This is a genomic window from Thermomonas flagellata (assembly GCF_022419185.1).
Taxonomy (GTDB): domain Bacteria; phylum Pseudomonadota; class Gammaproteobacteria; order Xanthomonadales; family Xanthomonadaceae; genus Thermomonas; species Thermomonas flagellata.
This window is the reverse complement of sequence record NZ_JAJOZK010000005.1, coordinates 155066-178898: the sequence shown is the minus strand read 5'-3', so window position 1 is coordinate 178898 and position 23833 is coordinate 155066. Positions and strand designations below refer to the sequence as shown.

The 23833-nt window shown below is 72.5% G+C and carries 23 protein-coding genes; 14 read left to right on the top strand and 9 right to left on the bottom strand.

What is annotated here, in order from left to right; all coding sequences use genetic code 11:
- Positions 1-99 precede the first annotated feature (99 nt).
- The 6 genes from ML340_RS06810 (at position 100) to ML340_RS06785 (ending at position 5491) form a co-directional block, all read left to right on the top strand.
- A complete protein-coding gene (locus ML340_RS06810) occupies positions 100-1275 on the top strand; it encodes a thiolase family protein (RefSeq protein WP_240098016.1) in 1176 nt (391 codons plus the stop codon).
- A 153-nt stretch (positions 1276-1428) separates the two neighbouring features.
- On the top strand, positions 1429-1791 hold the full coding sequence (locus ML340_RS06805; RefSeq protein ID WP_240098014.1) for a hypothetical protein: 363 nt from the start codon (positions 1429-1431) through the stop codon (positions 1789-1791).
- A 199-nt stretch (positions 1792-1990) separates the two neighbouring features.
- The gene (locus tag ML340_RS06800) at positions 1991-2347 is read left to right on the top strand and encodes a hypothetical protein (protein WP_240098012.1); all 357 of its coding nucleotides are present in this window, start codon (positions 1991-1993) and stop codon (positions 2345-2347) included.
- Positions 2348-2937: 590 nt separating this feature from the next.
- The gene (locus tag ML340_RS06795) at positions 2938-4548 is read left to right on the top strand and encodes a carboxyl transferase domain-containing protein (protein WP_240098010.1); all 1611 of its coding nucleotides are present in this window, start codon (positions 2938-2940) and stop codon (positions 4546-4548) included.
- Positions 4549-4637: 89 nt separating this feature from the next.
- Positions 4638-5126: a bactofilin family protein gene (locus ML340_RS06790; protein ID WP_338064416.1), complete on the top strand. Its 489-nt coding sequence runs from the start codon at positions 4638-4640 to the stop codon at positions 5124-5126.
- Entirely contained in the window at positions 5123-5491 is a 369-nt protein-coding gene (locus ML340_RS06785; RefSeq protein WP_240098008.1) for a hypothetical protein, read from the top strand. Before ML340_RS06790 ends, ML340_RS06785 begins: the two co-directional genes overlap by 4 nt.
- Positions 5492-5506: 15 nt before the next feature.
- On the opposite strand, the gene ML340_RS06780 is transcribed toward ML340_RS06785, so the two are convergent.
- The 3 genes from ML340_RS06780 to ML340_RS06770 are packed head-to-tail and all read right to left on the bottom strand — an operon-like array spanning position 5507 to position 7913.
- On the bottom strand, positions 5507-5743 hold the full coding sequence (locus ML340_RS06780) for a DUF6587 family protein (RefSeq protein WP_240098006.1): 237 nt from the start codon (positions 5741-5743) through the stop codon (positions 5507-5509).
- A gap of 23 nt (positions 5744-5766) precedes the next feature.
- The gene (gene feoB, locus ML340_RS06775) at positions 5767-7605 is read right to left on the bottom strand and encodes a ferrous iron transporter B (RefSeq protein WP_240098004.1); all 1839 of its coding nucleotides are present in this window, start codon (positions 7603-7605) and stop codon (positions 5767-5769) included.
- Positions 7602-7913 (bottom strand): FeoA family protein, encoded by a 312-nt coding sequence (locus ML340_RS06770; protein WP_240098051.1) that lies wholly within the window; start codon positions 7911-7913, stop codon positions 7602-7604. Before ML340_RS06770 ends, feoB begins: the two co-directional genes overlap by 4 nt.
- An 83-nt stretch (positions 7914-7996) precedes the next feature.
- Here ML340_RS06770 and ML340_RS06765 point away from each other — a divergent pair, with 83 nt between their 5' ends.
- From ML340_RS06765 to yeiP, 8 genes are all read left to right on the top strand, one after another.
- Positions 7997-8782, top strand: coding sequence for an enoyl-CoA hydratase-related protein (locus ML340_RS06765; protein WP_240098002.1), 786 nt, complete (start codon positions 7997-7999; stop codon positions 8780-8782).
- The gene (locus tag ML340_RS06760; protein WP_240098000.1) at positions 8782-10776 is read left to right on the top strand and encodes an acetyl/propionyl/methylcrotonyl-CoA carboxylase subunit alpha; all 1995 of its coding nucleotides are present in this window, start codon (positions 8782-8784) and stop codon (positions 10774-10776) included. Before ML340_RS06765 ends, ML340_RS06760 begins: the two co-directional genes overlap by 1 nt.
- 4 nt (positions 10777-10780) lie before the next feature.
- The gene (locus ML340_RS06755; protein WP_425608291.1) at positions 10781-11677 is read left to right on the top strand and encodes a hydroxymethylglutaryl-CoA lyase; all 897 of its coding nucleotides are present in this window, start codon (positions 10781-10783) and stop codon (positions 11675-11677) included.
- Positions 11674-14229, top strand: coding sequence for a sensor domain-containing protein (locus ML340_RS06750; protein WP_240097998.1), 2556 nt, complete (start codon positions 11674-11676; stop codon positions 14227-14229). Before ML340_RS06755 ends, ML340_RS06750 begins: the two co-directional genes overlap by 4 nt.
- 12 nt (positions 14230-14241) lie before the next feature.
- Positions 14242-14739: a GNAT family N-acetyltransferase gene (locus tag ML340_RS06745; protein WP_240097996.1), complete on the top strand. Its 498-nt coding sequence runs from the start codon at positions 14242-14244 to the stop codon at positions 14737-14739.
- A 164-nt stretch (positions 14740-14903) separates the two neighbouring features.
- Complete coding sequence (locus ML340_RS06740) at positions 14904-15674, top strand: SDR family NAD(P)-dependent oxidoreductase (RefSeq protein ID WP_240097994.1); 771 nt, start codon at positions 14904-14906, stop codon at positions 15672-15674.
- On the top strand, positions 15671-15973 hold the full coding sequence (locus tag ML340_RS06735) for a hypothetical protein (protein ID WP_240097992.1): 303 nt from the start codon (positions 15671-15673) through the stop codon (positions 15971-15973). Before ML340_RS06740 ends, ML340_RS06735 begins: the two co-directional genes overlap by 4 nt.
- Positions 15970-16536 carry an elongation factor P-like protein YeiP gene (yeiP, locus tag ML340_RS06730; protein ID WP_240097991.1) on the top strand — a complete coding sequence of 189 codons (567 nt, stop codon included), beginning with the start codon at positions 15970-15972 and terminating at the stop codon, positions 16534-16536. Before ML340_RS06735 ends, yeiP begins: the two co-directional genes overlap by 4 nt.
- Before the next feature lie 39 nt (positions 16537-16575).
- On the opposite strand, the gene ML340_RS06725 is transcribed toward yeiP, so the two are convergent.
- The 6 genes from ML340_RS06725 to infB all read right to left on the bottom strand — a co-directional run bounded on the left by ML340_RS06725 (position 16576) and on the right by infB (position 23810).
- The gene (locus ML340_RS06725; protein WP_240097989.1) at positions 16576-16953 is read right to left on the bottom strand and encodes a YidH family protein; all 378 of its coding nucleotides are present in this window, start codon (positions 16951-16953) and stop codon (positions 16576-16578) included.
- Between the two features lie 183 nt (positions 16954-17136).
- A complete protein-coding gene (gene pnp / locus ML340_RS06720) occupies positions 17137-19233 on the bottom strand; it encodes a polyribonucleotide nucleotidyltransferase (RefSeq protein WP_240097987.1) in 2097 nt (698 codons plus the stop codon).
- A gap of 161 nt (positions 19234-19394) precedes the next feature.
- Positions 19395-19655 (bottom strand): 30S ribosomal protein S15, encoded by a 261-nt coding sequence (gene rpsO / locus ML340_RS06715; protein ID WP_240097985.1) that lies wholly within the window; start codon positions 19653-19655, stop codon positions 19395-19397.
- Positions 19656-19848: 193 nt separating this feature from the next.
- Positions 19849-20829: a tRNA pseudouridine(55) synthase TruB gene (gene truB, locus ML340_RS06710; protein ID WP_240097983.1), complete on the bottom strand. Its 981-nt coding sequence runs from the start codon at positions 20827-20829 to the stop codon at positions 19849-19851.
- Positions 20813-21184, bottom strand: a complete 372-nt coding sequence (gene rbfA, locus ML340_RS06705) for a 30S ribosome-binding factor RbfA (RefSeq protein WP_240097980.1) — start codon at positions 21182-21184, stop codon at positions 20813-20815. The genes truB and rbfA overlap by 17 nt, the downstream gene beginning before the upstream one ends.
- Positions 21185-21200: 16 nt before the next feature.
- Complete coding sequence (gene infB, locus ML340_RS06700) at positions 21201-23810, bottom strand: translation initiation factor IF-2 (protein ID WP_240097978.1); 2610 nt, start codon at positions 23808-23810, stop codon at positions 21201-21203.
- Positions 23811-23833 lie beyond the last annotated feature (23 nt).

Genomic DNA, 23833 nt, shown 5'->3' with positions numbered 1-23833 from the left:
GGACACGCCGGATGCGGCAATGCAGCAGGCGACGCGGCGCCGCGCCATAATCGCGCCATGGCCGGCATCCCCCGGCATCCCGAACCACCGGAGCTTCCCATGCGCGACGTCGTCATTGTCGGTGCCAAGCGCACCGCCATCGGTTCCTTCCTCGGCCAGTTCACCGGCACCCCCACCCCGGCGCTGGGCAGCGCCGCCATCGCCGCCGCGCTCGCGCAGGCCGGCCTGCCGGCGGACAAGGTGGACGAAGTGATCATGGGCTGCGTGCTGCCGGCCGGCCTCGGCCAGGCCCCGGCGCGCCAGGCCTCGCGCATGGCCGGCATCCCGGATGCGGCCGGTTGCACCACCATCAACAAGGTCTGCGGCTCCGGCATGAAGGCGGTGATGCTGGCGCACGACATCATCCGGGCCGGCTCCGCGCAGACGGTGGTCGCCGGCGGCATGGAGTCGATGACCAACGCCCCGCACCTGCTCAACGGCTCGCGCACCGGCGTCCGCTACGGCAGCGCCGAGTTCCTCGACCACATGGCCTTCGACGGCCTGACCAACCCCTACGACGGCAAGGCGATGGGGGTGTTCGGCGACATGGCCTGCGGCAAGTACGGCTACGACCGCGCGACCATCGACGCCTACGCCGCGGAAAGCGCGCGCCGCGCGCAGGCCGCGCAGGCCAGCGGCGCGTTCGACGCCGAGATCGCGCCGGTGACGGTCAAGACCCGCAAGGGCGAGGTGGTGGTGGCCAAGGACGAGGAGCCGGGCAAGATCGATCCGGCCAAGATCCCCGACCTGCGCCCGGCATTCGGCAAGGACGGCGTGCTGACCGCCGCCTCCTCGTCCAAGATCTCCGACGGCGCCGCCGCGCTGGTGGTGATGTCCGCCGAGGCCGCGGCCGCCGCCGGCGCCAAGCCGCTGGCCCGCATCGTCGCCCACGCCACCCACGCGCAGGCGCCCGAATGGTTCACCACCGCGCCGGTGGCCGCGCTCAAGAACGTGCTGGACAAGGCCGGCTGGAGCGTGGCCGACGTGGACCTGTTCGAGGTCAACGAAGCCTTCGCCTGCGTGGCGATGGCGCCGATGACCGACCTCGGCATCCCGCACGAGAAGCTCAACGTCAACGGCGGCGCGCTGGCGCTGGGCCATCCGATCGGCGCCTCCGGCGCGCGCCTGCTGGTGACCCTGCTGCACGCCCTGCAGGCGCGCGACGGCAAGCGCGGCGTCGCCTCGCTGTGCATCGGCGGCGGCGAGGCCACCGCGGTGGCGATCGAGCGCCTCTGAAATCGTCGAGTCAAGGCGCGCACACCACCGGCCACCGTTCAGGCTCGCGATGAAAAAATGCGGCTAACCGCTTGACACGCGAAACCGGCTTGTCATCATGTTGGCGGCGCGCCCATTGCGCGTTCACCGACCACACGACGAGGAAACCGTATCATGTCGATCAACAAGATCCTGCTGGCGATGGCGCTGGGCGTGGCCCTGACCGCGTGCAGCAAGAGCGAGCCGTCCACCGCCGCCGCCGACGCCAACGCCGCGGCTGCCGACGCCAACGCCGCGGCCGACCAGGCCAAGGCCGCCGCCGACGCCGCCACTGCCTCGGTGGCCGACGCGGCCGCCGCCGCCGACCAGGCCACCGCCGCCGATGCCCAGGCCGCCGCCGACCAGGCCGCCGCCACCGGCGAGGCCGCCGCCAATGCCGCCGAGCACGCCGCCGACGCCGCTGCCGCGGCCAAGGACGTCGCCGCGCAGGCCAAGGACGCGGCGAAGGACGCCGCGGCCGAAGCCGCCAAGAAGTGATCCCGCGCGGGCTTGCGCCCGCCCGGAATCCTCGCTAGAGTGGAAAAGCCGTCGGTATTCCGGCGGCTTTTTCATGTCTGCCACGACACCCAACGGCGACAGTTGTCAGTGCACGACCCGCCGGCTCCGCCGGTCCGCTAAGCACACTGGCGTTGTCTGACCACCCTTGAAATCAGTCAACTCCTACGGGGATTTCTCCATGAACACCAAGCTCTACGTGCTCCTGGCTGCCGGCGTGCTGGCGCTGTCGGCCTGCAAGAAGAACGAGTCCGCCGAGGCCGCCGCCGACCAGGCCGCTGCCTCCGCGACCCAGGCCGCCGACGCTGCCGGCCAGGCCGCCACCCAGGCTGCGGACGCCGCCGGCCAGGCCGCGACCCAGGCCGCGGATGCTGCCGGCCAGGCCATGGACCATGCCGCCGACGCGACCGCCGCTGCCGCCGATCAGGCCGCTGCGGCGACCGCCGGCGCTGCCGCCAATGCCGCCCAGGCCACTGCCGACGCGGCCCAGCACGTCGCCGACAAGGCCAAGGACGCCGCGGCCGAGGCCAAGAAGTAATCGGTCGCCCCGCGCGACCGCGTGGATCCCATGGGGCCCGCCTTGGCGGGCCCCATGCTTTTTCAGCCCGCCGCCCGCCTTGGCGGGCCCCATGCTTTTCAGTCCCCTGCCCGCCTTGGCGGGCCCCGTGCTTTTTCAGCCCGCTGCCCGCCTTGGCGGGCCCCATGCTTTTCAGTCCCCTGCCCGCCTTGGCGGGCCCCGTGCTGTTACGGGTATCGGCCCATCGTGCCCGGTTCGGGCTTTTTGGTGGCACCCACTTGTAGGCGCGCCCGTGCGGGTTCGTGGCGGCGTCCAACCTACGTGGCCCGTTCCCGCGCTGTCTGCGGCCTTGCCCGATCCGGCGGCCGCGCGGCACCCTCGAAAGGCGATCTGCGTCGGAGCCCGGAGGCCCAGTCTGCAGACCGCGGCTGCCACCGCAGCCGGTGCGATAGGACCGGGCTGCGCGTCGTTTTCGCTGCCGATGCGCCACGCGCAGCCTCTGGCGCGCATCTCGGATGCGTCGCGCGCGCACGCGGCGCCAATCGCTGCGGCCAGGGATCGCCCACAGCCCAGCGGTTATGCTTGCCGGCCCGCAATCCCCCTGCCCGCCCATGCCCGCGCTGACCTCGCAGATCGACCCCCGCTCGCAGGAGTTCCAGGACAACGCCGCCTTCCACCGTGGGCTGGTGGCCGAGCTCGAGCGCCGGTTGGCGCGCGCGGCCGGCGGCGGCGGCGAACAGGCGCGGGCCAGGCACACCGAGCGCGGCAAGCTGCTGCCGCGCGAGCGCATCGAGGCCCTGCTCGACCCCGGCGCGCCGTTCCTGGAGATCGCGCCGCTCGCGGCGGAAGGCATGTACGACGACCAGGCGCCCGGCGCCGGCATCGTCTGTGGCATCGGTCGGGTGATGGGGATCGAGGTCGTGGTGGTGGCCAACGATGCCACCGTGAAGGGCGGCACCTACTTCCCGATGACGGTCAAGAAGCACCTGCGCGCGCAGGAGATCGCGCGCGAGAACCGCCTGCCCTGCGTCTACCTGGTCGATTCCGGCGGCGCCTTCCTGCCGCTGCAGGACGAGGTGTTCCCGGACAAGGAGCACTTCGGCCGCATCTTCTACAACCAGGCGCGGATGAGCGCGGAGAACATCCCACAGATCGCGGTGGTGATGGGCAGCTGCACCGCCGGCGGCGCCTACGTGCCGGCGATGTGCGACGAGTCGGTGATCGTCAAGGAACAGGGCACGATCTTCCTCGGCGGCCCGCCGCTGGTGAAGGCCGCCACCGGCGAAGTGGTGGACGCCGAGACCCTGGGCGGCGCCGAGGTGCATACCAGCATTTCAGGGGTCGCCGACCATTTCGCCGAGGACGACCGCCATGCGCTGCAGATCGCGCGCGGCATCGTCGGTGCGCTCAACCGCAAAAAGACCGTGCCGGTGGCGACCCAGCCGGTGCGCGAGCCGTTGTATCCGGCCGAAGAGCTGTACGGCATCGTGCCCAAGGACGCGCGCCGGCCGTTCGACATCCGCGAGGTGATCGCGCGCATCGTCGATGGCAGCGCGCTGCAGGAGTTCAAGGCGCGCTATGGCAAGACCCTGGTCACCGGCTTCGCCCACCTGCACGGCTATCCGGTCGGCATCGTCGCCAACAACGGCATCCTGTTCCCGGAAAGCGCGCTCAAGGGCGCGCACTTCATCGAGCTGTGCAACCAGCGCGGCATCCCGCTGGTGTTCCTGCAGAACATCACCGGCTTCATGGTCGGCAAGAAGTACGAGCAGGCCGGGATCGCCAAGGACGGCGCCAAGATGGTGACCGCGGTGGCCTGCTCGCATGTGCCCAAGTTCACCGTGGTGATCGGCGGCAGCTTCGGCGCCGGCAACTACGCCATGTGCGGCCGCGCCTACGGCGCCCGCTTCCTGTGGATGTGGCCGAACGCGCGCATCAGCGTGATGGGCGGCGAGCAGGCCGCCAGCGTGCTGGCCACGGTCAAGCGCGAAGGCATCGAGGCCAGGGGCGGCACCTGGACGGCCGAGGAAGAGGAGGCGTTCAAGGCGCCGATCCGCCAGCAGTACGAGGACCAGGGCAACCCCTACTACGCCACCGCGCGGCTGTGGGACGACGGCATCATCGACCCGGCCGACACCCGCCGCGTGCTGGGGCTGGGGCTGGCGGCCGCGCTGAATGCGCCGATCGCGGAGCACCCGCGCTTCGGCGTGTTCCGGATGTGACCGGCGTCGCGCCCGCCCACGCGCATTCAGCCGACAACCGGCCATGCAGTGGTGGTAGCCTCGACGGCCCGTCCCCGAGGAGCCTGCCGATGGCCATCTGGAAAGACCCCGCGCCTGCCGCCAAGACCCCGGAACCCGCCCGCTTCGACCCGCCGCCGAGCCCGCTGCCGGAGCCGGCCGCCCCGGTGCGCGCGGTGGAGCCGCCCGCGCGCGAGTCGGTGATCGCCGCCGACCTGCAGATCGAGGGCAAGATCGAGGGCAGCGGCCATGTCCGCATCGCCGGCCGCTTCAAGGGCGACGTGAAGGTGCAGGGCAACCTCGGCATCGAGCCCGGCGCGCGCGTGCACGGCGGCATCCATGCGCAGAAAGTGGTGGTCGCCGGGGAGCTGGAGGGCAACATCCTCGGTGCGCAGCAGGTCGAGCTGCAGCAGACCGGGGTGATCAACGGCGACGTCAAGGCCGGCTCGCTCACGGTCGCGGCCGGCAGCCGCATCCGCGGCCATGTCGAGTGCGGCTGGGACGCCCGCGACGGCAAGGACAGCAAGCCCGGCAAGCCGGAGGCCAGCGCAGCCGCATGAGCGCGCCGCGCCCGGGCGAGACCGGCGCCACCCGCACCTGTCCGCACTGCAAGACCACCATCCTCGAGAGCGCGGCGGTCTGCCCGGCCTGCCGCGGCCACCTGCGGCTGGACGCCACCGCGCCCGACCCGGCACGGCGGTTCGTCCCGCTGCGGGTGGAAGGCACGGTGGAGGGTGCGGCCGAAGGCGCGTTCGAATACACCCTGCTGGTGGTGGTGCGCAACGAACGCGGCGAGGAGATCGCGCGCCAGGTGCTGGCGGTCGGCGCGGTGTTCCCCGGCGAGGCCCGCCACTTCGAACTGAGCGTGGAAGCCACCCGCGCCCCGCCCGGCACCGCCACGCCGCGCCGGCGGCTCAAGCACTGACTGCGCGTCGCCGGCTCACTCGCAGCGGTCGCAGCCGCCGCAGCCAGGGCCGCCGCTGGCCGGCGGCGGCGCGATCCTCCGCCCCAGCGCCCGCAGCCAGCGCGGCCGCCCCGGGCGCAGCAAGGCCAGCGCCAGCGCCACCCGCAGCCGCCGTGCGGACTGCGGGAACTGCCGCTGCAGCACCAGCCAGGCGCTGGCCAGCACCGCCAGCCCGACCAGCAGGTACTGCAGCGCGAGCCCGGCCGTCTCCATCGTCGCCTCCCGAGCCGCGCGCCTCAGCCCGCCCCCAGCGCCAGCGCGATGCGGTAGGCCAGCCAGGCCATCACATAGGCGAGCAGGAACAGGTAGCCGGCGGCGAACGCGGTCTGCCGCCAGGAATGGGTCTCGCGGCGGATGGTGGCCAGGGTCGAGATGCAGTGCGGGGCGTACACGAACCACACCAGCAGCGCGATCCCGGTCGCCAGCGACCAGTCGTGTGCGATCAGCGGCTCCAGCGCGCGCTCGGTGGCCTCGTCGCTGCCGGCCGCGACCGCATACACGGTAGCCAGCGAGGACACCATCACCTCGCGCGCGGCCATGGTCGGGATCAGCGCGATGCTGATCCGCCAGTCGAACCCGAGCGGCGCGAACACCACCGCCAGCCAGCGCCCGATGCGGCCGGCCAGGGTGTCCTCGATCGGCACCCCGCTGGGCACGTTGAGCAGGAACCACAGCAGGATGGTCAGCGCCAGGATGATCCCGCCGACCCGCTTGAGGAAGATCAGCGCGCGCTCCCACAGCCCGATCAGCAAGTCGCGCGGGTGCGGCAGCCGGTACGAGGGCAGCTCCAGCAGCAGGGCGTGCTCGCGGCCGTCGCGCCGCCAGCGCTTCATCAGCCAGGCCATCGCCAGCGCGCTGAGGATGCCCGCCATGTACAGCGCGAACAGCACCAGCCCCTGCAGGTTGAACCCGGCGACCGAGCGCGCGGGGATGAACGCGCCGATCAGCAGGGCGTATACCGGCAGCCGCGCCGAGCAGGTCATCAGCGGCGCGACCAGGATGGTGGCGAGGCGGTCGCGCGGGTCCTGGATGGTGCGGGTGGACATGATCCCCGGCACCGCGCAGGCGAAGCTGGACAAGAGCGGGATGAAGCTGCGCCCGGACAGGCCGGCGGCGGCCATGCCGCGGTCGAGCAGGAACGCCGCGCGCGGCAGGTAGCCGGATTCCTCCAGCGCGAGGATGAAGGCGAACAGGATCAGGATCTGCGGCAGGAACACGATCACCCCGCCGGCGCCGGCGATCACGCCGTCCACCAGCAGCCCGCGCAGCGGGCCGTCCGGCAGGTGCGCGCCGACCGCCGCGCCGAGCCAGGCGGTGCCGGCCTCGATCGCGTCCATCAGCGGCGTCGCCCAGGCGTACACCGCCTGGAAGATCAGGAACATCACCAGCGCCAGCACGAGCAGGCCGATCACCGGATGCAGCAGCCAGCGGTCGAGCGCGTCGTCGATCGCCGCGGTGCGGCGCGGCATGCGCACCGCCAGCGCCAGCAGCCGGCGCACCTCCGCGTGCGGATCGGCGCCCTCCGGCAGGCGGCGGCGCGGCTGCTGCGTCGGATCGCCGATCGCCTCCAGCTGAGCGAGCAGCGCGTGCACGCCGTCGTGCCGCACCGCCACCGTCTCCACCACCGGCACCCCCAGCTCGCGCTCCAGCGCTTCCACGTCGATCGCGATCCCGCGCCGGCGCGCCGCGTCCATCATGTTCAGCGCGACCAGCATCGGCCTCCCGAGCTCGCGCAGTTCCAGCACGAAGCGCAGGTGCAGGCGGAGGTTGGTCGCATCCACCACGCACACCAGCAGGTCCGGCGCCGGCTCGCCCGGATAGAAGCCGCGCACGACATCGCGGGTCACCGCCTCGTCCAGGCTGGCCGCATGCAGGCTGTAGGCGCCCGGCAGGTCGAGCACCGCCAGCGTGCGCCCGAGCGGCGTGCGCACCCGCCCTTCCTTGCGCTCGACGGTGACCCCGGCGTAGTTAGCCACCTTCTGGCGGCTGCCGGTCAGGCGGTTGAACAGCGCGGTCTTGCCGCAGTTCGGGTTGCCGACCAGCGCGACCCGCGCCACCTCGGGGGATGCGCTCATGCCGCGCCGTTCCCTGCGATCGTGCCGGTGCGCGGGCGCAGGCGCACGCGCGCGGCCTCGGCCCGGCGCAGCGCGAAGCGGGTGTAGCCGATCTGCACCAGCAGCGGATCGCCGCCGAGCGGCCCGGTGGCGACGACCTCGACCGGCTCGCCGGCGACGAAGCCGAGCTCGCGCAGGCGCTCGGCCACGCTGTCGCGCTCGGACAGCGCGACCACCGCCTCGACTTGCGCGGGCACGCGGCGGGGGAGATCGAGCAGGGTTTCCACGGCGGATGGGCAACAAATGGGAATTGTTCTCAATTCTAGCATCGCGGCCGGTGCCCGCATTGACCATGCGCAAGCCCAACCCGGCGGGCCGTTATCATGCGGTTCGGATTTCCCGACCGCCGCCCATGCCCGCTGCCCCCCTGCTGCGCTTCGATGGACCGATCGCCCGCCTGTGCCTGGCCCGCGCGCAGGTCCGCAATGCCTTCGACCCCGACTTGATCGCGGAGCTGACCGCCGCGCTCGACGCCGTGGCCGCCGATCCCGCGATCCGGGTGGTGGTGCTGGAGGGCGAAGGCCCGGCGTTCTCGGCCGGCGCCGACCTGCGCTGGATGCGCGGCATGGCCGCCGCCAGCGAGGAGGAGAACCGCCAGGACGCGCTCGCCCTCGCCCGCCTGATGCGCAGCCTGGACGAGTTGCCCAAGCCCACCGTCGCACGCGTCCACGGCGACGCCTACGGCGGCGGTGTGGGCCTGGTGGCCTGCTGCGACATCGCCATCGGCGTGCCCGAGGCGAAATTCGGCCTGACCGAAAGCAGGCTCGGCCTGCTGCCGGCGGTGATCTCGCCCTATGTGATCGCCGCGATCGGCGCGCGCCAGGCGCGGCGCTACTTCGCGACCGCCGAGATCTTCGACGCCGCCGAGGCGCTGCGGATCGGCCTGCTGCACCAGGTGGTGCCGGCCGACGCGCTGGACGCCGCCGTGCAGCGCCAGGTCGAGCTGCTGCTGAAGGCCGGCCCGCTGGCCAGCGCCGCCGCCAAGCGGCTGGTGCGCGACGTCGCCGCCGCGACCGACCGCGACCGCCTGGACGCCGACAACGCCGCCCTGATCGCCCGCCTGCGGGTGTCGCCGGAAGGCCAGGAAGGGATCGCCGCCTTCCTCGAGAAACGCCCGCCGCACTGGATCCTGCGCTGATGTTCGACTCCCTGCTCATCGCCAACCGCGGCGAGATCGCCTGCCGGGTGATCCGCACCGCCCGCCGGCTCGGCCTGCGCACCGTCGCGGTGTTCTCCGAGGCCGACGCCGACGCCCAGCACGTGCGCCTGGCCGACGAGGCGCACTGCATCGGCGGCCCGCGCCCGCAGGACAGCTACCTGCGCGGCGAGGCCATCCTCGAGGTGGCGCGCAAGACCGGCGCGCAGGCCATCCACCCGGGCTACGGCTTTCTGTCCGAGAACGCCGACTTCGCCGACGCGGTGCAGGCCGCCGGGCGGGTGTTCGTCGGGCCGTCCGGCGCCTCGATGCGCAAGATGGGCAGCAAGGCCGGCGCCAAGGAGCTGATGGCCGCCGCCGGCGTTCCGGTGGTGCCGGGCTACACCGGCGAGGACCAGTCGCCCGAGCGGCTGCAGCGCGAGGCCGACCGCATCGGCTACCCGCTGATGATCAAGGCCGCGCACGGCGGCGGCGGCAAGGGCATGCGCATCGTGCGCGCCTCCGGCGAGTTCGCCGCGCACCTGGACAGCTGCCGGCGCGAGGCGCTGAACGCCTTCGGCCGCGACCGCGTGCTGCTGGAGCGCTACATCGAGCACCCGCGCCACATCGAGATCCAGGTGTTCGCCGACCACCACGGCGGCGCGCTCCACCTCGGCGAGCGCGAGTGCTCGGCCCAGCGCCGCTACCAGAAGGTGCTGGAGGAATCGCCCTCGCCGTTCCTGACCCCGGAGCTGCGCGCCGCGATGGGCGCGGCCGCGGTGCAGGCGGCGCGCGCGATCGACTACGCCAACGCCGGCACGGTGGAGTTCATCGTGGCGCCGTCGGGCGAGTTCTTCTTCATGGAGATCAACACCCGCCTGCAGGTGGAACACCCGGTCACCGAGCTGGTCACCGGGCTGGACCTGGTGGAATGGCAGCTGCGGATCGCCGCCGGCGAGCCGCTGCCGCTGGCGCAGGAGGCCATCGCCCAGCGCGGCCATGCGATCGAGGTGCGGCTGTACGCGGAAGACCCGGAGGCCGGCTTCCTGCCCGGCTCCGGCACCCTCAAGACGCTGCGCCTGCCGCCGCCGTCGCGGCACGTGCGGATCGACGCGGGCGTGGTGGAAGGCGACACCGTCACCATCTTCTACGACCCGATGATCGCCAAGCTGATCGTGTGGGACGAGGACCGCCCGCGCGCGCTGGCGCGCCTGCGCGAGGCGCTGGCGCAGTGCCGGATCGCCGGCCCGAAGTCGAACGTGGCCTTCCTCGAGCGGCTGGTGCGGCACCCGGCGGTGGTGGAGGCGCGGATCGACACCGGCTACCTCGACCGCCATCTCGACGAATTCCTCGCCCCCGCGACCCCGGAGCCGTCCGCGGTGCTGGCCGCCGCCTGCGCCTGCCTGCTGGCGCAGGAAACGGCGGCAGGCGCGGCGGCCGCGGCCTCGCCCGACCCGACCTCGCCGTGGGCGCTGGCCGACGGCTGGCGCCTGGGCCATGCCGGCGCGCGCCGGCTGCACCTGCTGCACGGCGAGGCCCGGATCGAACTGCGCGCGCACGGCCACGGCGGCCACTACCGCCTGCTGCGCGACGGCCAGACGCATGCCATCGACGGCGCGCGCTGGCAGGACGGCGTGCTCAGCCTGCGCATCGACGGCGCGATGCGGCGCTTCCGCGCCGACCTCGACGGCGACGTGGTGCAGGTGCATGATGGCCGCGCCCGGCTGGCGCTGCGGATCGACCGCGGGGCGCGCGGCAGCGGCGGCGACGAAGGCGGCGGCGACCACCGCATCCGCGCACCGATGCCCGGCCGCGTGGTGCTGGTGCCGGGCCGTCCCGGGCAGGCGGTCAAGGCCGGCGAGGTGGTGCTGGTGCTGGAGGCGATGAAGATGGAGCTGGCCCTGAAGGCCCCGCGCGACGGCGTGCTGGCCGAGGTGCGCGCCGCGCCCGGCGACTTCGTGGATGCCGACACCGTGCTCGCCGTGCTGGAGGCGTGAGCCCATGTCCCTGCCGCTCCGCGTGCGCATCGTCGAGGTCGGCCCGCGCGACGGGCTGCAGAACGAGCCGGTCGACATCGGCACCGCGCACAAGATCGCGCTGATCGACCGCCTGTCGCAGACCGGCCTGCGCAGCATCGAGGCCACCGCCTTCGTCAGCCCGAAGTGGGTGCCGCAGATGGCCGACGCCGCCGAGGTGCTGGCCGGGATCGCGCGCGCGCCCGGCGTGTCCTACCCGGTGCTGGTGCCGAACCTGCAGGGCTACGAACGCGCGCGCGCCGCCGGCGCGCAGGAGGTGGCGGTGTTCACCGCGGCCTCGGAGGCGTTCAACCGCAGGAACACCAACGCCGGGATCGCAGAATCCCTGCAGCGCTTCGCGCCGGTGCTGGAACGCGCGCGCGCCGACGGCGTGCCGGTGCGCGGCTACGTCTCCACCGTGCTCGGCTGTCCCTACCAGGGTGAGGTACCGCTGGCCGACGTGGTGCGGGTCGCACGCGCGCTGCATGCGATGGGCTGCTACGAGATCTCGCTGGGCGACACCATCGGCGTGGGCACCCCGGGCAAGGCGCGCGCGATGCTGCGCGCGGTCGCCGGCGAGGTGCCGATGGCCGCGCTGGCGATCCATTTCCACGACACCTACGGGCAGGCGCTGGCGAACGTGCTGGCCTGCCTGGAGGAAGGCGTGGCGGTGGTGGACAGCGCGGTGGCCGGCGCCGGCGGCTGCCCGTACGCGCAGGGTGCCAGCGGCAACCTCGCCAGCGAGGACCTCGTCTACATGCTGCACGGGCTGGGCATTGAAACCGGGGTGGACCTGGCGCGACTGGCCGCGACCGGGCGCTGGCTGGCCGGCCTGCTCGGGCGCGAGACCGGCAGCAAGGCCGGGCGGGCGCTGCCCGCGTGAGCACGCCCGATCCCGCGCCCGGACACGCGGCGGTCGCACGGATCGAACAGACCCTGCGCACGCTGGACGCGGCCGCCTGCGACCCCGAACTGCCCCGCCACTGCCAGGCCATGCTCGGCGAGGTGCGGCAGGCGCTGGAGGAGGCGCGCGCGGCGATCCAGGCCGAGCACGGCAAGTACCGCGCGCTGTTCGATGCGGTACCGGACCCGGTCAGCATCATCGCCCGCGACGGCACCGTGCTCGATCTCAACCAGGCCGGGATTCGCGCCTACCGCCGGCCGCGCGCGGAGATCGTCGGCCGTTCGATCGAGGTGCTCAACCCCGACCTGCCGCGCGACCACATGGCCCCGGTGCTGGAGGCGCTCGACCGCGGCGAGAGCTACGTGATCGAGGTCACCAACATGCGGGCCGACGGCAGCCGCTTCCCGGTCGAGGTGCACTCGGCCAACTTCACCCACCACGGCCAGCCGGCGCTGGTCGCGGTGGCGCGCGACCTGAGCCAACGCCGGGAGGCGGAGATCCGCTACCGCCAGCTGATGGAGTCGATCGACAAGGGCATCGTCATCCAGGATGCCGACGGCCGCTACCTGTACGGCAACCCGGCCGCGCTGCGCATCCTCGGCGTCGGCGAGGGCCAGTCGCTGGCGGCGGCGATGGCCGAGGGCGACTGGAAGGTGCTGCACGAGAGCGGCCACGAGATGGCCTACGAGGACTTCCCGGCGGTGCGGGCCCTGCGCAGCGGGCGGATGGTCGAGAGCACCGTGATCGGCATGTACCACCTGCGCCGGCGCCAGTTGCTGTGGCTGGCGGTCACCGCGCTGCCCCAGTACGCCGCCGGCGAGGACCAGCCGCGCCAGATCCTGTCGATGTTCAGCGACGTCACCGAGCTCAAGCGCGACGGCGTGTGGTTCGAGCGCGCGCAGGCGCTGGCGCGGATCGGCGGCTGGCAGTGGGACCGCGGCAGCGACGAGTTCTTCCTGACCGACGAGGCCGCGCGCATCCTCGGCGCGCGCCATCCCCCGGCCCGGCTGCAGGACTTCCTGGCCTGCCTGGAGCCTGGCGAACGCCCGCGCCTGCACCGCCTGCTGGCCGGTGCGCGCGGCGGCACCGGCTTCGACATCGAGCTGCAGGGCCGCCAGCACGACGGCGCGGCGTTCTGGATCCGCCTGATCGGGGAATCCGAATCCGGCGGCCCGGCCGCGGACCTGCTGACCGGCACCCTGCAGGACATCACCGAGCGCAAGCAGGCCGAGGAATCGCTGCGCACCCGCGCGCGCACCGACGCCCTGACCGGGCTGCTCAACCGCGACGCCGCGCTCGCCCTGCTGCAGGAGCGCCTGGCGCAGCCGGAGCCCGCACGCCTGGCCCTGCTCTACCTCGACCTCGACCGCTTCAAGCTGGTCAACGACGTGCTCGGTCACGCCGCCGGCGACCAGGTCCTGGTGGAGGCCGCCGGGCGCATGCGCGCCGCGCTCGGCGATGAGGCCGAGCTGGCGCGCCTCGGCGGCGACGAATTCCTGGTGGTGTGCGCCACCGGCGACGACCCGCAGCGCCCGCAGGCGCTGGCCGCGCGCCTGCAGCAGGCATTCGCGCCGGCGTTCCGGATCGACGGCCAGGACTTCCACGTCACCGCCAGCATCGGCATCGCGCGCGCGCCGGAGGACGGCCGCGACGCCCAGCAACTGCTGCTCAGCGCGGACGCGGCGATGTACGACAGCAAGCGCCGCCACCGCAATGGCTGGCAGGCGTTCTCGCCGGAGCTGGCGGCGCGCAAGCAGGAGCGCGTGCAGACCGAGACCCAACTGCGGCGCGCGCTCGACAACGGCGAGTTCCACCTGGTCTACCAGCCGCAGGTCGACCTGCGCAGCGGCCGCATCCTGCAGGCGGAGGCGCTGGTGCGCTGGCACAATCCGCAGCTCGGCCAGATGCACCCGGACCGCTTCATCGAGCTGGCCGAGAGCACCGGCGACATCGTCCGCATCGGACCCTGGGTGTTGCAGGAGGCCTGCACACAGATGCGGCGCTGGCGCGAACAGGGGCTGCCGCTGCAGCGGATCGCGGTCAACGTGTCCTACCGCCAGTTCACCGGCGGCAACTTCGCCGCCTGCGTGGAGGAGGCGCTGGCCGCGGCCGCCCTGCCCGGCGCCGCGCTGGAGCTGGAGCTGACCGAGCGCGTGCTGGTCGAGGACACCCCGGACACCCTGCAGGTGTTCGAGCAGTTGACCCGGCTGGGCGTGCAGCTGTCGATCGACGATTTCGGCGAGGGCTACAGCGCGCTGAATTACCTGCGCCGGCTGCCGATCCATGCGCTCAAGCTCAGCCACGGCTTCCTGCGCGGCGTGCCTGGCAATGCCTCCGATGTGGCGATCTGCCAGGCGGTCGCCGGGATCGCGCGCAGCCTCGGCCTCGGGATCGTGGCCGAAGGCGTGGAAACCGAAGCCCAGCGCGACTTCCTGCTGCGGCTGGGGGTGCGCGTCGGCCAGGGTTTCCTGTATGCCCCCGGCCTGCTGCCCGGGGAGTTCGCGCGGCGCCTGGCCGCCCAGACCGCCTGATCCCGCATGCTTATGCCCGCCGATTTCACGATCCGCCCGATCCAGCCCGCCGACGATGCCGCGATCGCCGCCATCATTCGCACCGTGATGCCCGAGTTCGGCGCGGTCGGCAGCGGCTTTGCCATCGCCGACCCCGAGGTCGACTGGATGAGCCGCGCCTACGCCGCGCCGCGGCATGCCTATTTCGTGCTCGAACGCGACGGCCGGGTGCTGGGCGGCGCCGGGGTGGCGCCGCTGGCCGGCGGCGATCCCGAGACCTGCGAGCTGCGCAAGATGTACTTCCTGCCCGAGGCCCGTGGGCTGGGGGCCGGCACGGCGATGATGGAGCGCTGCCTGGCCGCCGCGCGCGGCTTCGGTTTCGCCCGCTGCTACCTGGAGACCCTGACCGGCATGGACGCGGCGATGCGCCTGTACGAGCGCAGCGGCTTCCGCCGCATCGACGCCCCGCTGGGCGCCACCGGGCACGGCGGCTGCAACCGCTTCTACCTGCTGGAGCTCGCTTCGGCATAGCCCGCGTCGGGTCCGCCGCGGGAGGGCGCGCAAGCCGCCCGGTGCGAACATCGCCTCCGCCACCGGCCTGCGCCCGGACATGCGCCTGGCCGGCGGCGCCGCGCACGAGCCCGGCGCGCAGCGGCATTGGCTAAAATCGCGTCTCCCCGTCCGCAGGATTCCCCATGCAACTGGCTTCCGTTCGCGCCGTGGTCACCGGCGGCGTCTCCGGCCTCGGCCTGGCCGTGGCCCGGCACCTGGTCGCCCACGGCGGCAAGGTCGCCCTGTTCGACCTCAATGACGAGAAGGGCGCGGCCGCGGTCGCCGAGCTCGGCGAGGCCCAGGCCCGCTACTTCACCACCAACGTCACCGACGAAGCCCAGGTCGATGCCAACGTCGGCGCCGCGCAGGCCTTCCTCGGCGGGTTGAACGCCTGCATCAACTGCGCCGGCGTGCTCGGCCCGGGCCGGGTGCTGGGCAAGACCGGCCCGATGCCGCTGGCGCAGTTCCAGGGCACCGTGATGGTCAACCTGGTCGGCAGCTTCAACGTGGCCAAGGCCTGCGCCGAACGCATGCAGCACAACGCCGCCGGGGAGGACGGCGAGCGCGGCGTCATCGTCAACACCGCCTCGGTGGCCGCCTACGAGGGCCAGATCGGCCAGGCCGCCTACTCCGCCAGCAAGGCCGGCGTGATCGGCATGACCCTGCCGATGGCGCGCGAGCTGGCGCGCTTCGGCATCCGCGTGATGACCATCGCCCCGGGCGTGTTCTGGACCCCGATGGTGGACGGCATGCCGGAGGACGTGCAGAAGTCGCTGGCGGCGACCATCCCGTTCCCGGCGCGGCTGGGCAAGCCGGAGGAGTTCGCGGCGCTGGTCGGCCACGTGCTCTGCAACGGCTATCTCAACGGCGAGACCATCCGCCTGGACGGCGCCACCCGCCTGGCGCCGAAGTGACCGACCCCGGCGCGCGCACCGGACGTTGGGTGGCCCGCCGCTGGCCGGCCATCCGCACCCGCGGCAGGTGGCGCTGCGTGCGGGTGCGCGGGCTCGCGCTCTGGAGCGGGGGGATGTGCCTGGCGATGCTGGCGATGACCGGGCTGCGGCTCGGCCCCGCCTCCCCGCGCGACCCGCGGCTGGCCGCCATCGCTCTGCCGCTGTGCGCCAGCGGCGGGCTCGCCTGGGGCCTGCCCTCCTGGTTCCTCAACGAGCGCCTCCACCGCGCGCTCCAACAACAACGCAGGCACATTCCATGAAGGCTTACGACATCAAGAAGGGCAACGTCGTCGAACACAACGGCGGCGTGTACCAGATCCGCGACATCGAGCGCAGCAGCCCGCAGGGCCGCGGCGGCAACGTGCGCTACCGCTTCACCATGTACGCCATCCCCGGCGGCCACAAACTGGACGCTAGCTTCGATGCCGACGACGAGCTGCGCGAGGTGGACATGACCCGCCGCCAGTGCACCTATTCCTACAGGGACGGCGATGCGTTCGTGTTCCTCGACGACGAGGACTACACCCCGTACACCCTGGATGCCGACGCGGTGGGCGACGCCGCCGGCTACATCGTGGACGGCCTCACCGGCATCTACGTGCAGCTGATCGAGGACGCCCCGGTGGCGATCCAGCTGCCGCAGTCGGTGGCGATCGAGGTGGTGGACACCCCGCCGGAGCTGAAGGGCGGCACCGCCACCAAGCGCCCGAAGCCGGCCAAGCTGGCCACCGGCATCGAGATCATGGTGCCGGAGTACATCGGCAACGGCGAGAAGGTGTGGGTGAACACCACCACCGGCGAGTTCGCCGGCCGCGCCGATTGAGGCGCCCGGCCCGCGCGCGCTGCGCGCGGGCCCGCGGGCTCACGGCGGGGTCACCGCCAGATAGGCCGCCAGTGCCGCGCTGGCCAGCGCCAGCAGCACCCCGAACCAGAACGCCCACGCCCGCGGGTAGTGGCGCGGGTCGTCCTCCTCCGGCAGGCGCGCGACGTAGTGCGCGTGCTGGAACGCGGCCACCCCCATGCTGAGCGCGCCGAGCGCGACCAGCACCAGGCCGATGTAGTGCGAGAACGGCGGGCCGACCTGCACGTGCCCGCCGGACTCGGTGCCGAGGATGCGCAGGAACAGGCCGAAGCGCGACACCACGAAGCCCAGCCCGACGATCGCGATGCCGGTGCGCAGCCAGGCCAGCAGGGTGCGTTCGGAGGCGAAGAAGATGCGCGGATCGGTGCTGGGCGGCATGCGGCGTGCCTGCGGCGGCTCGGAGGACGGCGGCGCCGCACGATGCGGCCCGGCCAGTATGCCGCGCGCGCCGCGTCCCCGGCAGGGGCCGCAAACGCGTGCGGCGGGCACCAGGCCCGCCGCACGGATGTTGCTGCGATCGCATCCCTGCCGGGCCGTCCGCCCGGCAGGGCCGTGGGGCCGTCAGCCCTCGCCGTCGGCGACCGCCTTCATCGACAGCCGGATGCGGCCCTGCTTGTCCACTTCCAGCACCTTGACCTGCACCAGGTCGCCTTCCTTGAGCTTGTCGGACACCTTCTCCACCCGCTCGCTGGAGATCTGCGAGACGTGCACCAGGCCGTCCTTGCCCGGGGCGATGGTGACGAACGCGCCGAAGTCCATGATCTTGGCGACCTTGCCCTCGTAGATCCGGCCCGGCTCCACGTCCGACGTGATCTGCTCGATGCGCGCCTTGGCGGCCTGGCCGGCGGCGGCGTTGACCGAGGCGATGGTGATGGTGCCGTCGTCCTGGATGTCGATCTGAGTGCCGGTTTCCTTGGTGATCGCCTGGATCACCGAGCCGCCCTTGCCGATCACCTCGCGGATCTTGTCCGGGTGGATCTTCAGGGTGATCAGGCGCGGCGCGTAGTCCGACAGCTCCGGGCGCGGCGCGGTGATGGCCTTGGCCATCTCGCCGAGGATGTGCAGGCGGCCCTGCCGGGCCTGCGCCAGCGCGACCTGCATGATCTCCTCGGTGATCCCCTGGATCTTGATGTCCATCTGCAGCGCGGTCACGCCGCGCTCGCTGCCGGCCACCTTGAAGTCCATGTCGCCGAGGTGGTCCTCGTCGCCGAGGATGTCGCTGAGCACGGCATAGCGCTCGCCCTCCTTGACCAGGCCCATGGCGATGCCGGCCACCGCGCGCTTGATCGGCACGCCGGCGTCCATCAGCGCCAGCGAGGAGCCGCACACCGAGGCCATCGACGAGGACCCGTTCGACTCGGTGATCTCCGACACCACGCGCACCGTGTACGGGAACGCCTCGATGCCCGGCATCATCGCCAGCACGCCGCGCTTGGCCAGGCGGCCGTGGCCGATCTCGCGGCGCTTGGGCGCGCCGAAACGGCCGGTCTCGCCGACGCAGTACGGCGGGAAGTTGTAGTGGAACAGGAAGTGTTCCTTCCACTCGCCGGCGACGTCGTCCATGATCTGGCCGTCGCGCGCGGTGCCGAGGGTGGTGACCACCAGCGCCTGGGTCTCGCCGCGGGTGAACAGCGCCGAGCCGTGCACGCGCGGCAGCACCCCGACCTTGCAGCTGATCGGGCGCACCTCGTCCAGCTTGCGGCCGTCGATCCGGATCTGGGTGTCGAGCACGGCGTCGCGCAGGGTGCGGTACTCCAGCTCGCCGAACTCGCGCGCCATCTCGCCCAGGTCCCAGCCCTCGGCCTCGGCGCGCGCGGCGAGCGCGGCGAAGGCATCCTTGCGGATGGCGGCGATCGCCTCGCGCCGCTGCAGCTTGTCGCGCACCTGGAAAGCCTGCGCCAGCTGATCGCCGACGACCTCCTTGAGCGCGGCGATCAGGGCTTGGTTCTTCTGCGGCGGCTGCCAGGTCGAAACCGGGGCGCCGGCCTCGACCGCCAGCTCGTTGATGGCGTTGATCGCCACCTGCATGGCGCGGTGGCCGAACATCACGGCGCCGAGCATGACCTCCTCGGACAGCTCCTTGGCTTCCGACTCCACCATCAGCACGGCGTTGGACGTGCCGGCTACCACCAGCTCGAGGTCGCTGGCCTTGAGCTCGGAGACCGACGGGTTGAGCACGTACTGGCCGTTGACGTAGCCGACCTTGGCGGCGCCGATCGGGCCCTGGAACGGGGTGCCGCACAGCGCCAGCGCGGCGGAGGCGCCGATCAGCGCCGGGATGTCGCCCTCGACCTCCGGATTGAGCGACAGCAGCTGGGCGATGATCTGCACCTCGTTGCGGTATTCCTCCGGGAACAGCGGCCGGATCGGACGGTCGATCAGGCGGCTGATCAGCGTCTCCTTCTCGGTCGGGCGCCCTTCGCGCTTGAAGAAGCCGCCGGGGATGCGGCCGCCGGCATAGAACTTCTCCTGGTAGTCGACCGTCAGCGGGAAGAAGTCCTGGCCTTCGCGCGCGGACTTGGCCGCGACCGCGGTCACCAGCACCTCGGTGCCGTCGACCTTCACCAGCACCGCGCCGCCGGCCTGGCGCGCGATCTCGCCGGTCTCGAGGGTGACCTGGCGGCTGCCGTACTGGAATGTCTTGCTGATTTTCGCCACGTGGGGATCCTTGGGTTCGGGTTCGTCTGTCGCATCACCGCCGCGGGGCCCCGCCCCGGGCGCTGCGCCGCCTCGGGCGCTGGCCGGCACCAGGGCCGGCAGGGAATTGCCAACTGCCAAAACGAACCGCGGCGCATCGCTGCGCCGCGGCCGGGGTGTCTTCAGCGACGCAGACCCAGCTTCTGGATCAGCGCCTTGTAACGCTCGGCATCCTTGCGGTGCAGGTAGTCGAGCAGGCTGCGCCGGCGGTTGACCAGCATCAGCAGGCCGCGCCGGCTGTGGTGGTCCTGCTTGTGCACCTTGAAGTGCTCGGTGAGCTGCTCGATGCGGGCACTCAGCAGCGCGACCTGGACCTCCGGCGAACCGGTGTCGTTGGCACCGCGCTGGTGCTCGCTGATGATCTTCTGGGTATCGATGGACATGGCTGCCTCGTAGTCGCGTGACCGGCAGGAACGGGCCTTGAGCCCGCACCGCGCGATCCGTCATGGATGGGGGTATGTGGATGCCGCGCGCTGGCACAGCGGCGGAAGTATAGCCTGCGCTGTCATCGCGCGGCAACGTGTTGCACTGCCGCAAGCCCGCAGCGTGCGCGGCGCCTGCCCGTGCCGCGCAGGTTCATTGCGCTGGCGGCGACGCCACGGCACGCCGGAACAGGCGCAGCGGGCGCAGGCCGCCATCCGCGCCGACCTCGCCCAGCCCGAGCCCGCGCCCGGCCTCATCCACCAGCGCGACCTGCCCGGGCGGCCGGAACGGGCCGCGCAGGCCCTGGCCGTGGCCGAGCCGGCGCGCCTGCGCGGCGCTGACCCGCACCTGCGGCCACGAGGCCATCCCGGCCTCGACCGGCAGCAGGCACGACTCCAGCACGTGCTCGCCGGCGTGCGCGCGCAGCTGCTCCAGCCCCTCCAGCGTCCACATCCGCGGGTCGCGGAACGGATCCACCCACAGCCGGCGCAGCTCGGCCACGTGCGCCCCGCAGCCGAGCAATTCGCCAAGGTCGCGCACCAGGCTGCGCACGTAGGTGCCGGAACCGCACTCCACGTGCAGGCGCAGCAGCGGCTCGCCGCCGTCGAGCAGGTCGGCCGCGCTGACCAGGTCGAAGGCATGCACCTCGACCTCGCGCTCCTCCACCGCGATCGTTTCCCCGCGGCGGGCCTTGGCATACAGCGGCTCGCCGCCGCGCTTGAGGGCGGAATAGATCGGCGGGCGCTGGCGGATGCGCCCGGTCAGGGCGCGCAGGGCGGCGTCGATGGTGGCGATCGTGAGCACCGGCACCGGCCGCTCGCGCAGCGGCTGGCCCTCGGCGTCGTCGCTGTCGGTGGTGATGCCCAGGCGGGCGACGGTCTCGTAGGCCTTGCGCGCTCCGAGCAGGCCGCCGGCGATCTTGGTGGCCTCGCCGAAGCAGACCGGCAGCAGGCCGGTGGCCAGCGGATCCAGGCTGCCGGTGTGGCCGGCCTTCTCGGCGCGGAACAGGTGGCGCACCCGCTGCAGGGCCTGGTTGGAGGACAGGCCGCGCGGCTTGTCCAGCAGCAGGATGCCGTCGAGGGCGCGGAAGACGGTGCGCGGGCGCGACGCGCGCGGGTCAGCCGGCGTCGTCACTGCGGCGGGCGTCGGACAGGTCGCGCAGCAGCGCGTCGATGCGTTCGCCGCGGTCGACCGACTCGTCGTAGTGGAAGTGCAGTTCGGGCACGTGCCGCATCCGCACCGCGCGCGCCAGCGCGCGGCGCAGCTCCGGGGCCAGCGCCTTGAGCGCGGCGATCGCCTCCGCCGCGCGCTCCGGCTGCAGCACGGTGACGAACACCTTGGCATGCGCCAGGTCGCGGCTCACCTCCACGTCGGACACGCTGGCCGCCGGCAGCGCGTGTTCGCGCGCCGCCGCATGCACCAGGCTGCCCAGCTCGCGGCGGAGCTGGGCGGAGACGCGGTCGGTGCGGTGGAAGGACTTCTGCGCCATGGCGGGGACGCACGCCTCACAGCTTGCGCTGCACCTCGATCCGCTCGAAGCACTCGATCTGGTCGCCCGGCCGGACGTCGTTGTAGGCCTTCACGCCGATGCCGCACTCGGTGCCCTGGCGGACCTCCTCCACGTTGTCCTTGAAGCGGCGCAGCGATTCCAGCTCGCCCTCGAAGATGACCGTGTTGTCGCGCAGCACGCGGATCGGCTTGGCCTTCTTGACCACGCCCTCGACCACCATGCAGCCGGCGATCGCGCCGAACTTGGAGCTGCGGAACACTTCGCGGACCTCGGCGATGCCGATGATCTCCTCGCGGATCTCCTTGCCGAGCACGTTGGAGGCGACTTGCTTCACCTGGTCGATCACGTCGTAGATGATCGAGAAGTAGCGCAGGTCGATGCCGTTGTTCTCGATCACCTTGCGCGCGGAGGCGTCGGCGCGCACGTTGAAGCCGATGATGGTGGCCTTGGAGGTGGCCGCCAGCTGGGCGTCGGACTCGGTGATGCCGCCCACGCCGGAACCGATCACGTTGATCCGGATCTGGTCGTTGGACAGCCCGGTCAGGGCCTCGCGCAGCGCCTGCATGGTGCCGTGCACGTCGGCCTTGACCACCAGGTTGAGGGTCTGCTGGGTGGCGCCCTCGCCCATCTGCGCCATGATGTCCTCCATGCGGTTGCCCGCAGAGGCCACCAGCCGCAGCTCGCGCCGCTTGGCGTCGCGCTGCTGGGCCACGTCCTTGGCCAGGCGCTCGTCGGCCACCACCACGAAGTCGTCGCCGGCCTCCGGCACCCCGGACAGGCCGAGGATCTGCACCGGGATCGACGGGGTCGCCTCCTGCACCTGGGCGCCGGTCTCGTCGAACAGCGCGCGCACGCGGCCGTACTGGATGCCGCACACCAGGTAGTCGCCCTTGCGCAGGGTGCCCTGCTGCACCAGCACGGTGGCGACCGGGCCGCGGCCCTTGTCGAGCGCGGACTCGATCACCACGCCGGTGGCGCGGCCGTCGCGGACCGCGCGCAGGTCGAGCACCTCGGCCTGCAGGCTGATCGCGTCCAGCAGGTCGTCCACGCCGAGGCCGGTCTTGGCCGACAGCTCGACCATCTGCACGTCGCCGCCGAACTCCTCGGCGACCACGTCGTGCGCGAGCAAGTCGTTCTTGACCCGCGCCGGGTCGGCGTCGGACTTGTCGATCTTGTTGATGGCCACGATCAGCGGCACCTTGGCCGCCTTGGCGTGCTGGATCGCCTCGATGGTCTGCGGCATCACGCCGTCGTCCGCCGCGACCACCAGCACCACGATGTCGGTGAGCTTGGCGCCGCGCTGGCGCATCTGGGTGAACGCCGCGTGGCCCGGGGTGTCGAGGAAGCTGATCACGCCCTTCGGGGTGGTGACGTGGTAGGCGCCGATGTGCTGGGTGATGCCGCCGGCCTCGCCCGCGGCGACCTTGGTGCGGCGGATGTAGTCCAGCAGCGAGGTCTTGCCGTGGTCGACGTGGCCCATGATGGTGACCACCGGCGGGCGCGGCAGCTTCTCGCCCTGCACCTCCTCGGCATGCGCCAGCAGCTCGGACTCGGCGTCGTTGCTGGCCGCGGTCACCGCCTTGTGGCCGAGCTCCTCGGTCACCAACACGGCGGTGTCGTGGTCGATGGTCTGGTTGATGGTGGCCATCACGCCCATCTTGAACAGCGCCTTGACCACGTCGCCGCCCTTGAGCGCCAGCTTCTGCGCGAGGTCGGCCACGGTGATCGCCTCGCCGATCGCGACTTCGCGCACGATCGGCGCGGTCGGTCGGTTGAAGCCGGAGCCGGTGCGCGCCGGATCCGGGCCGCGCTTGGGCTGCGGGCGGCCCGGCTTGGCGCGCGCGCCGCTGCGGCGGGCGCGCTCGGAATCGGACAGGTGCAGCTGGCCGGCGAAGCGCGCGGTGGTCTCGTCGTCCTCCACCCCGCTGACCATGGCGTGCGAGCCGCGGTGCGGCTTGGGCTTGTGCGCCGCGCCCTTCTCGGGCTCGCGCGCGGGGGCCGGACGGGCGTGGCCATGGCCGGCGCTGCGGGTCGGGCGCTCCTCGACCTCGGGCACCACCGCAGCCGCCGCAGCCGCGGCGGCGGCCTCGGCGGCGCGCCGCTCGGCCTCCTCCTGCTCGCGCTTGCGCTGCGCCTCCAGCTCGAGCTGGCGCTGGCGGTCCTTCTCGGCCAGCGCCTGCTGCTCGGCGAGGTTGCGCCGGCGGGATTCCTCCAGCTTGCGCAGGGCGTCCAGGCGCTCGGCCTCGATCCGCTCGGCCTCGCTCTGGGTCGCGGCGACCGTCGGCTTGAGGGTGATCTTCTTGCGGGTCACCACCTCGACCGTGCTGGTGCCGCCGCGCCCGCCCTTGCCGGCGTTGACGGTGATCTCCTGCTTGCGGCTGCGGCTGAGCGTGATCCGGCTCGGCGCCACCGCTTCGCGCGCGGCCTGTTCGCTCTTGCCGTGCGAGCGCTTGAGGAACTCCAGCAACTTCGTCTTCTGCAGGCTGGTGACGACCTGGTCGGGGCCGCTGAACGGCATGCCGGCCTCGGCCAGCTGTTCCAGCAGCTTCTCGACCGGGGTGTTCACCAGCTCGGCCAGCTTGCGGATGGTGATTTGCTGCGTCATTCGGATTCCGTTGCTGGCCCGGG

What these genes read in the sequence shown, in the direction of transcription:
- ML340_RS06810 (WP_240098016.1), top strand. Translation starts at nt 100, where the DNA reads ATGCGCGACGTCGTCATTGTCGGTGCCAAGCGCACCGCCATCGGTTCC.
- ML340_RS06805 (WP_240098014.1), top strand. Translation starts at nt 1,429, where the DNA reads ATGTCGATCAACAAGATCCTGCTGGCGATGGCGCTGGGCGTGGCCCTG.
- ML340_RS06790 (WP_338064416.1), top strand. Translation starts at nt 4,638, where the DNA reads ATGGCCATCTGGAAAGACCCCGCGCCTGCCGCCAAGACCCCGGAACCC.
- yeiP (WP_240097991.1), top strand. Translation starts at nt 15,970, where the DNA reads ATGAAGGCTTACGACATCAAGAAGGGCAACGTCGTCGAACACAACGGC.
- ML340_RS06755 (WP_425608291.1), top strand. Translation starts at nt 10,781, where the DNA reads ATGTCCCTGCCGCTCCGCGTGCGCATCGTCGAGGTCGGCCCGCGCGAC.
- ML340_RS06795 (WP_240098010.1), top strand. Translation starts at nt 2,938, where the DNA reads ATGCCCGCGCTGACCTCGCAGATCGACCCCCGCTCGCAGGAGTTCCAG.
- ML340_RS06780 (WP_240098006.1), bottom strand. Translation starts at nt 5,743, where the DNA reads ATGGAGACGGCCGGGCTCGCGCTGCAGTACCTGCTGGTCGGGCTGGCG.
- rpsO (WP_240097985.1), bottom strand. Translation starts at nt 19,655, where the DNA reads ATGTCCATCGATACCCAGAAGATCATCAGCGAGCACCAGCGCGGTGCC.
- ML340_RS06725 (WP_240097989.1), bottom strand. Translation starts at nt 16,953, where the DNA reads ATGCCGCCCAGCACCGATCCGCGCATCTTCTTCGCCTCCGAACGCACC.
- ML340_RS06785 (WP_240098008.1), top strand. Translation starts at nt 5,123, where the DNA reads ATGAGCGCGCCGCGCCCGGGCGAGACCGGCGCCACCCGCACCTGTCCG.
- feoB (WP_240098004.1), bottom strand. Translation starts at nt 7,605, where the DNA reads ATGAGCGCATCCCCCGAGGTGGCGCGGGTCGCGCTGGTCGGCAACCCG.
- rbfA (WP_240097980.1), bottom strand. Translation starts at nt 21,184, where the DNA reads ATGGCGCAGAAGTCCTTCCACCGCACCGACCGCGTCTCCGCCCAGCTC.
- ML340_RS06740 (WP_240097994.1), top strand. Translation starts at nt 14,904, where the DNA reads ATGCAACTGGCTTCCGTTCGCGCCGTGGTCACCGGCGGCGTCTCCGGC.
- ML340_RS06760 (WP_240098000.1), top strand. Translation starts at nt 8,782, where the DNA reads ATGTTCGACTCCCTGCTCATCGCCAACCGCGGCGAGATCGCCTGCCGG.
- ML340_RS06745 (WP_240097996.1), top strand. Translation starts at nt 14,242, where the DNA reads ATGCCCGCCGATTTCACGATCCGCCCGATCCAGCCCGCCGACGATGCC.
- ML340_RS06770 (WP_240098051.1), bottom strand. Translation starts at nt 7,913, where the DNA reads ATGCTAGAATTGAGAACAATTCCCATTTGTTGCCCATCCGCCGTGGAA.
- ML340_RS06765 (WP_240098002.1), top strand. Translation starts at nt 7,997, where the DNA reads ATGCCCGCTGCCCCCCTGCTGCGCTTCGATGGACCGATCGCCCGCCTG.
- infB (WP_240097978.1), bottom strand. Translation starts at nt 23,810, where the DNA reads ATGACGCAGCAAATCACCATCCGCAAGCTGGCCGAGCTGGTGAACACC.
- ML340_RS06800 (WP_240098012.1), top strand. Translation starts at nt 1,991, where the DNA reads ATGAACACCAAGCTCTACGTGCTCCTGGCTGCCGGCGTGCTGGCGCTG.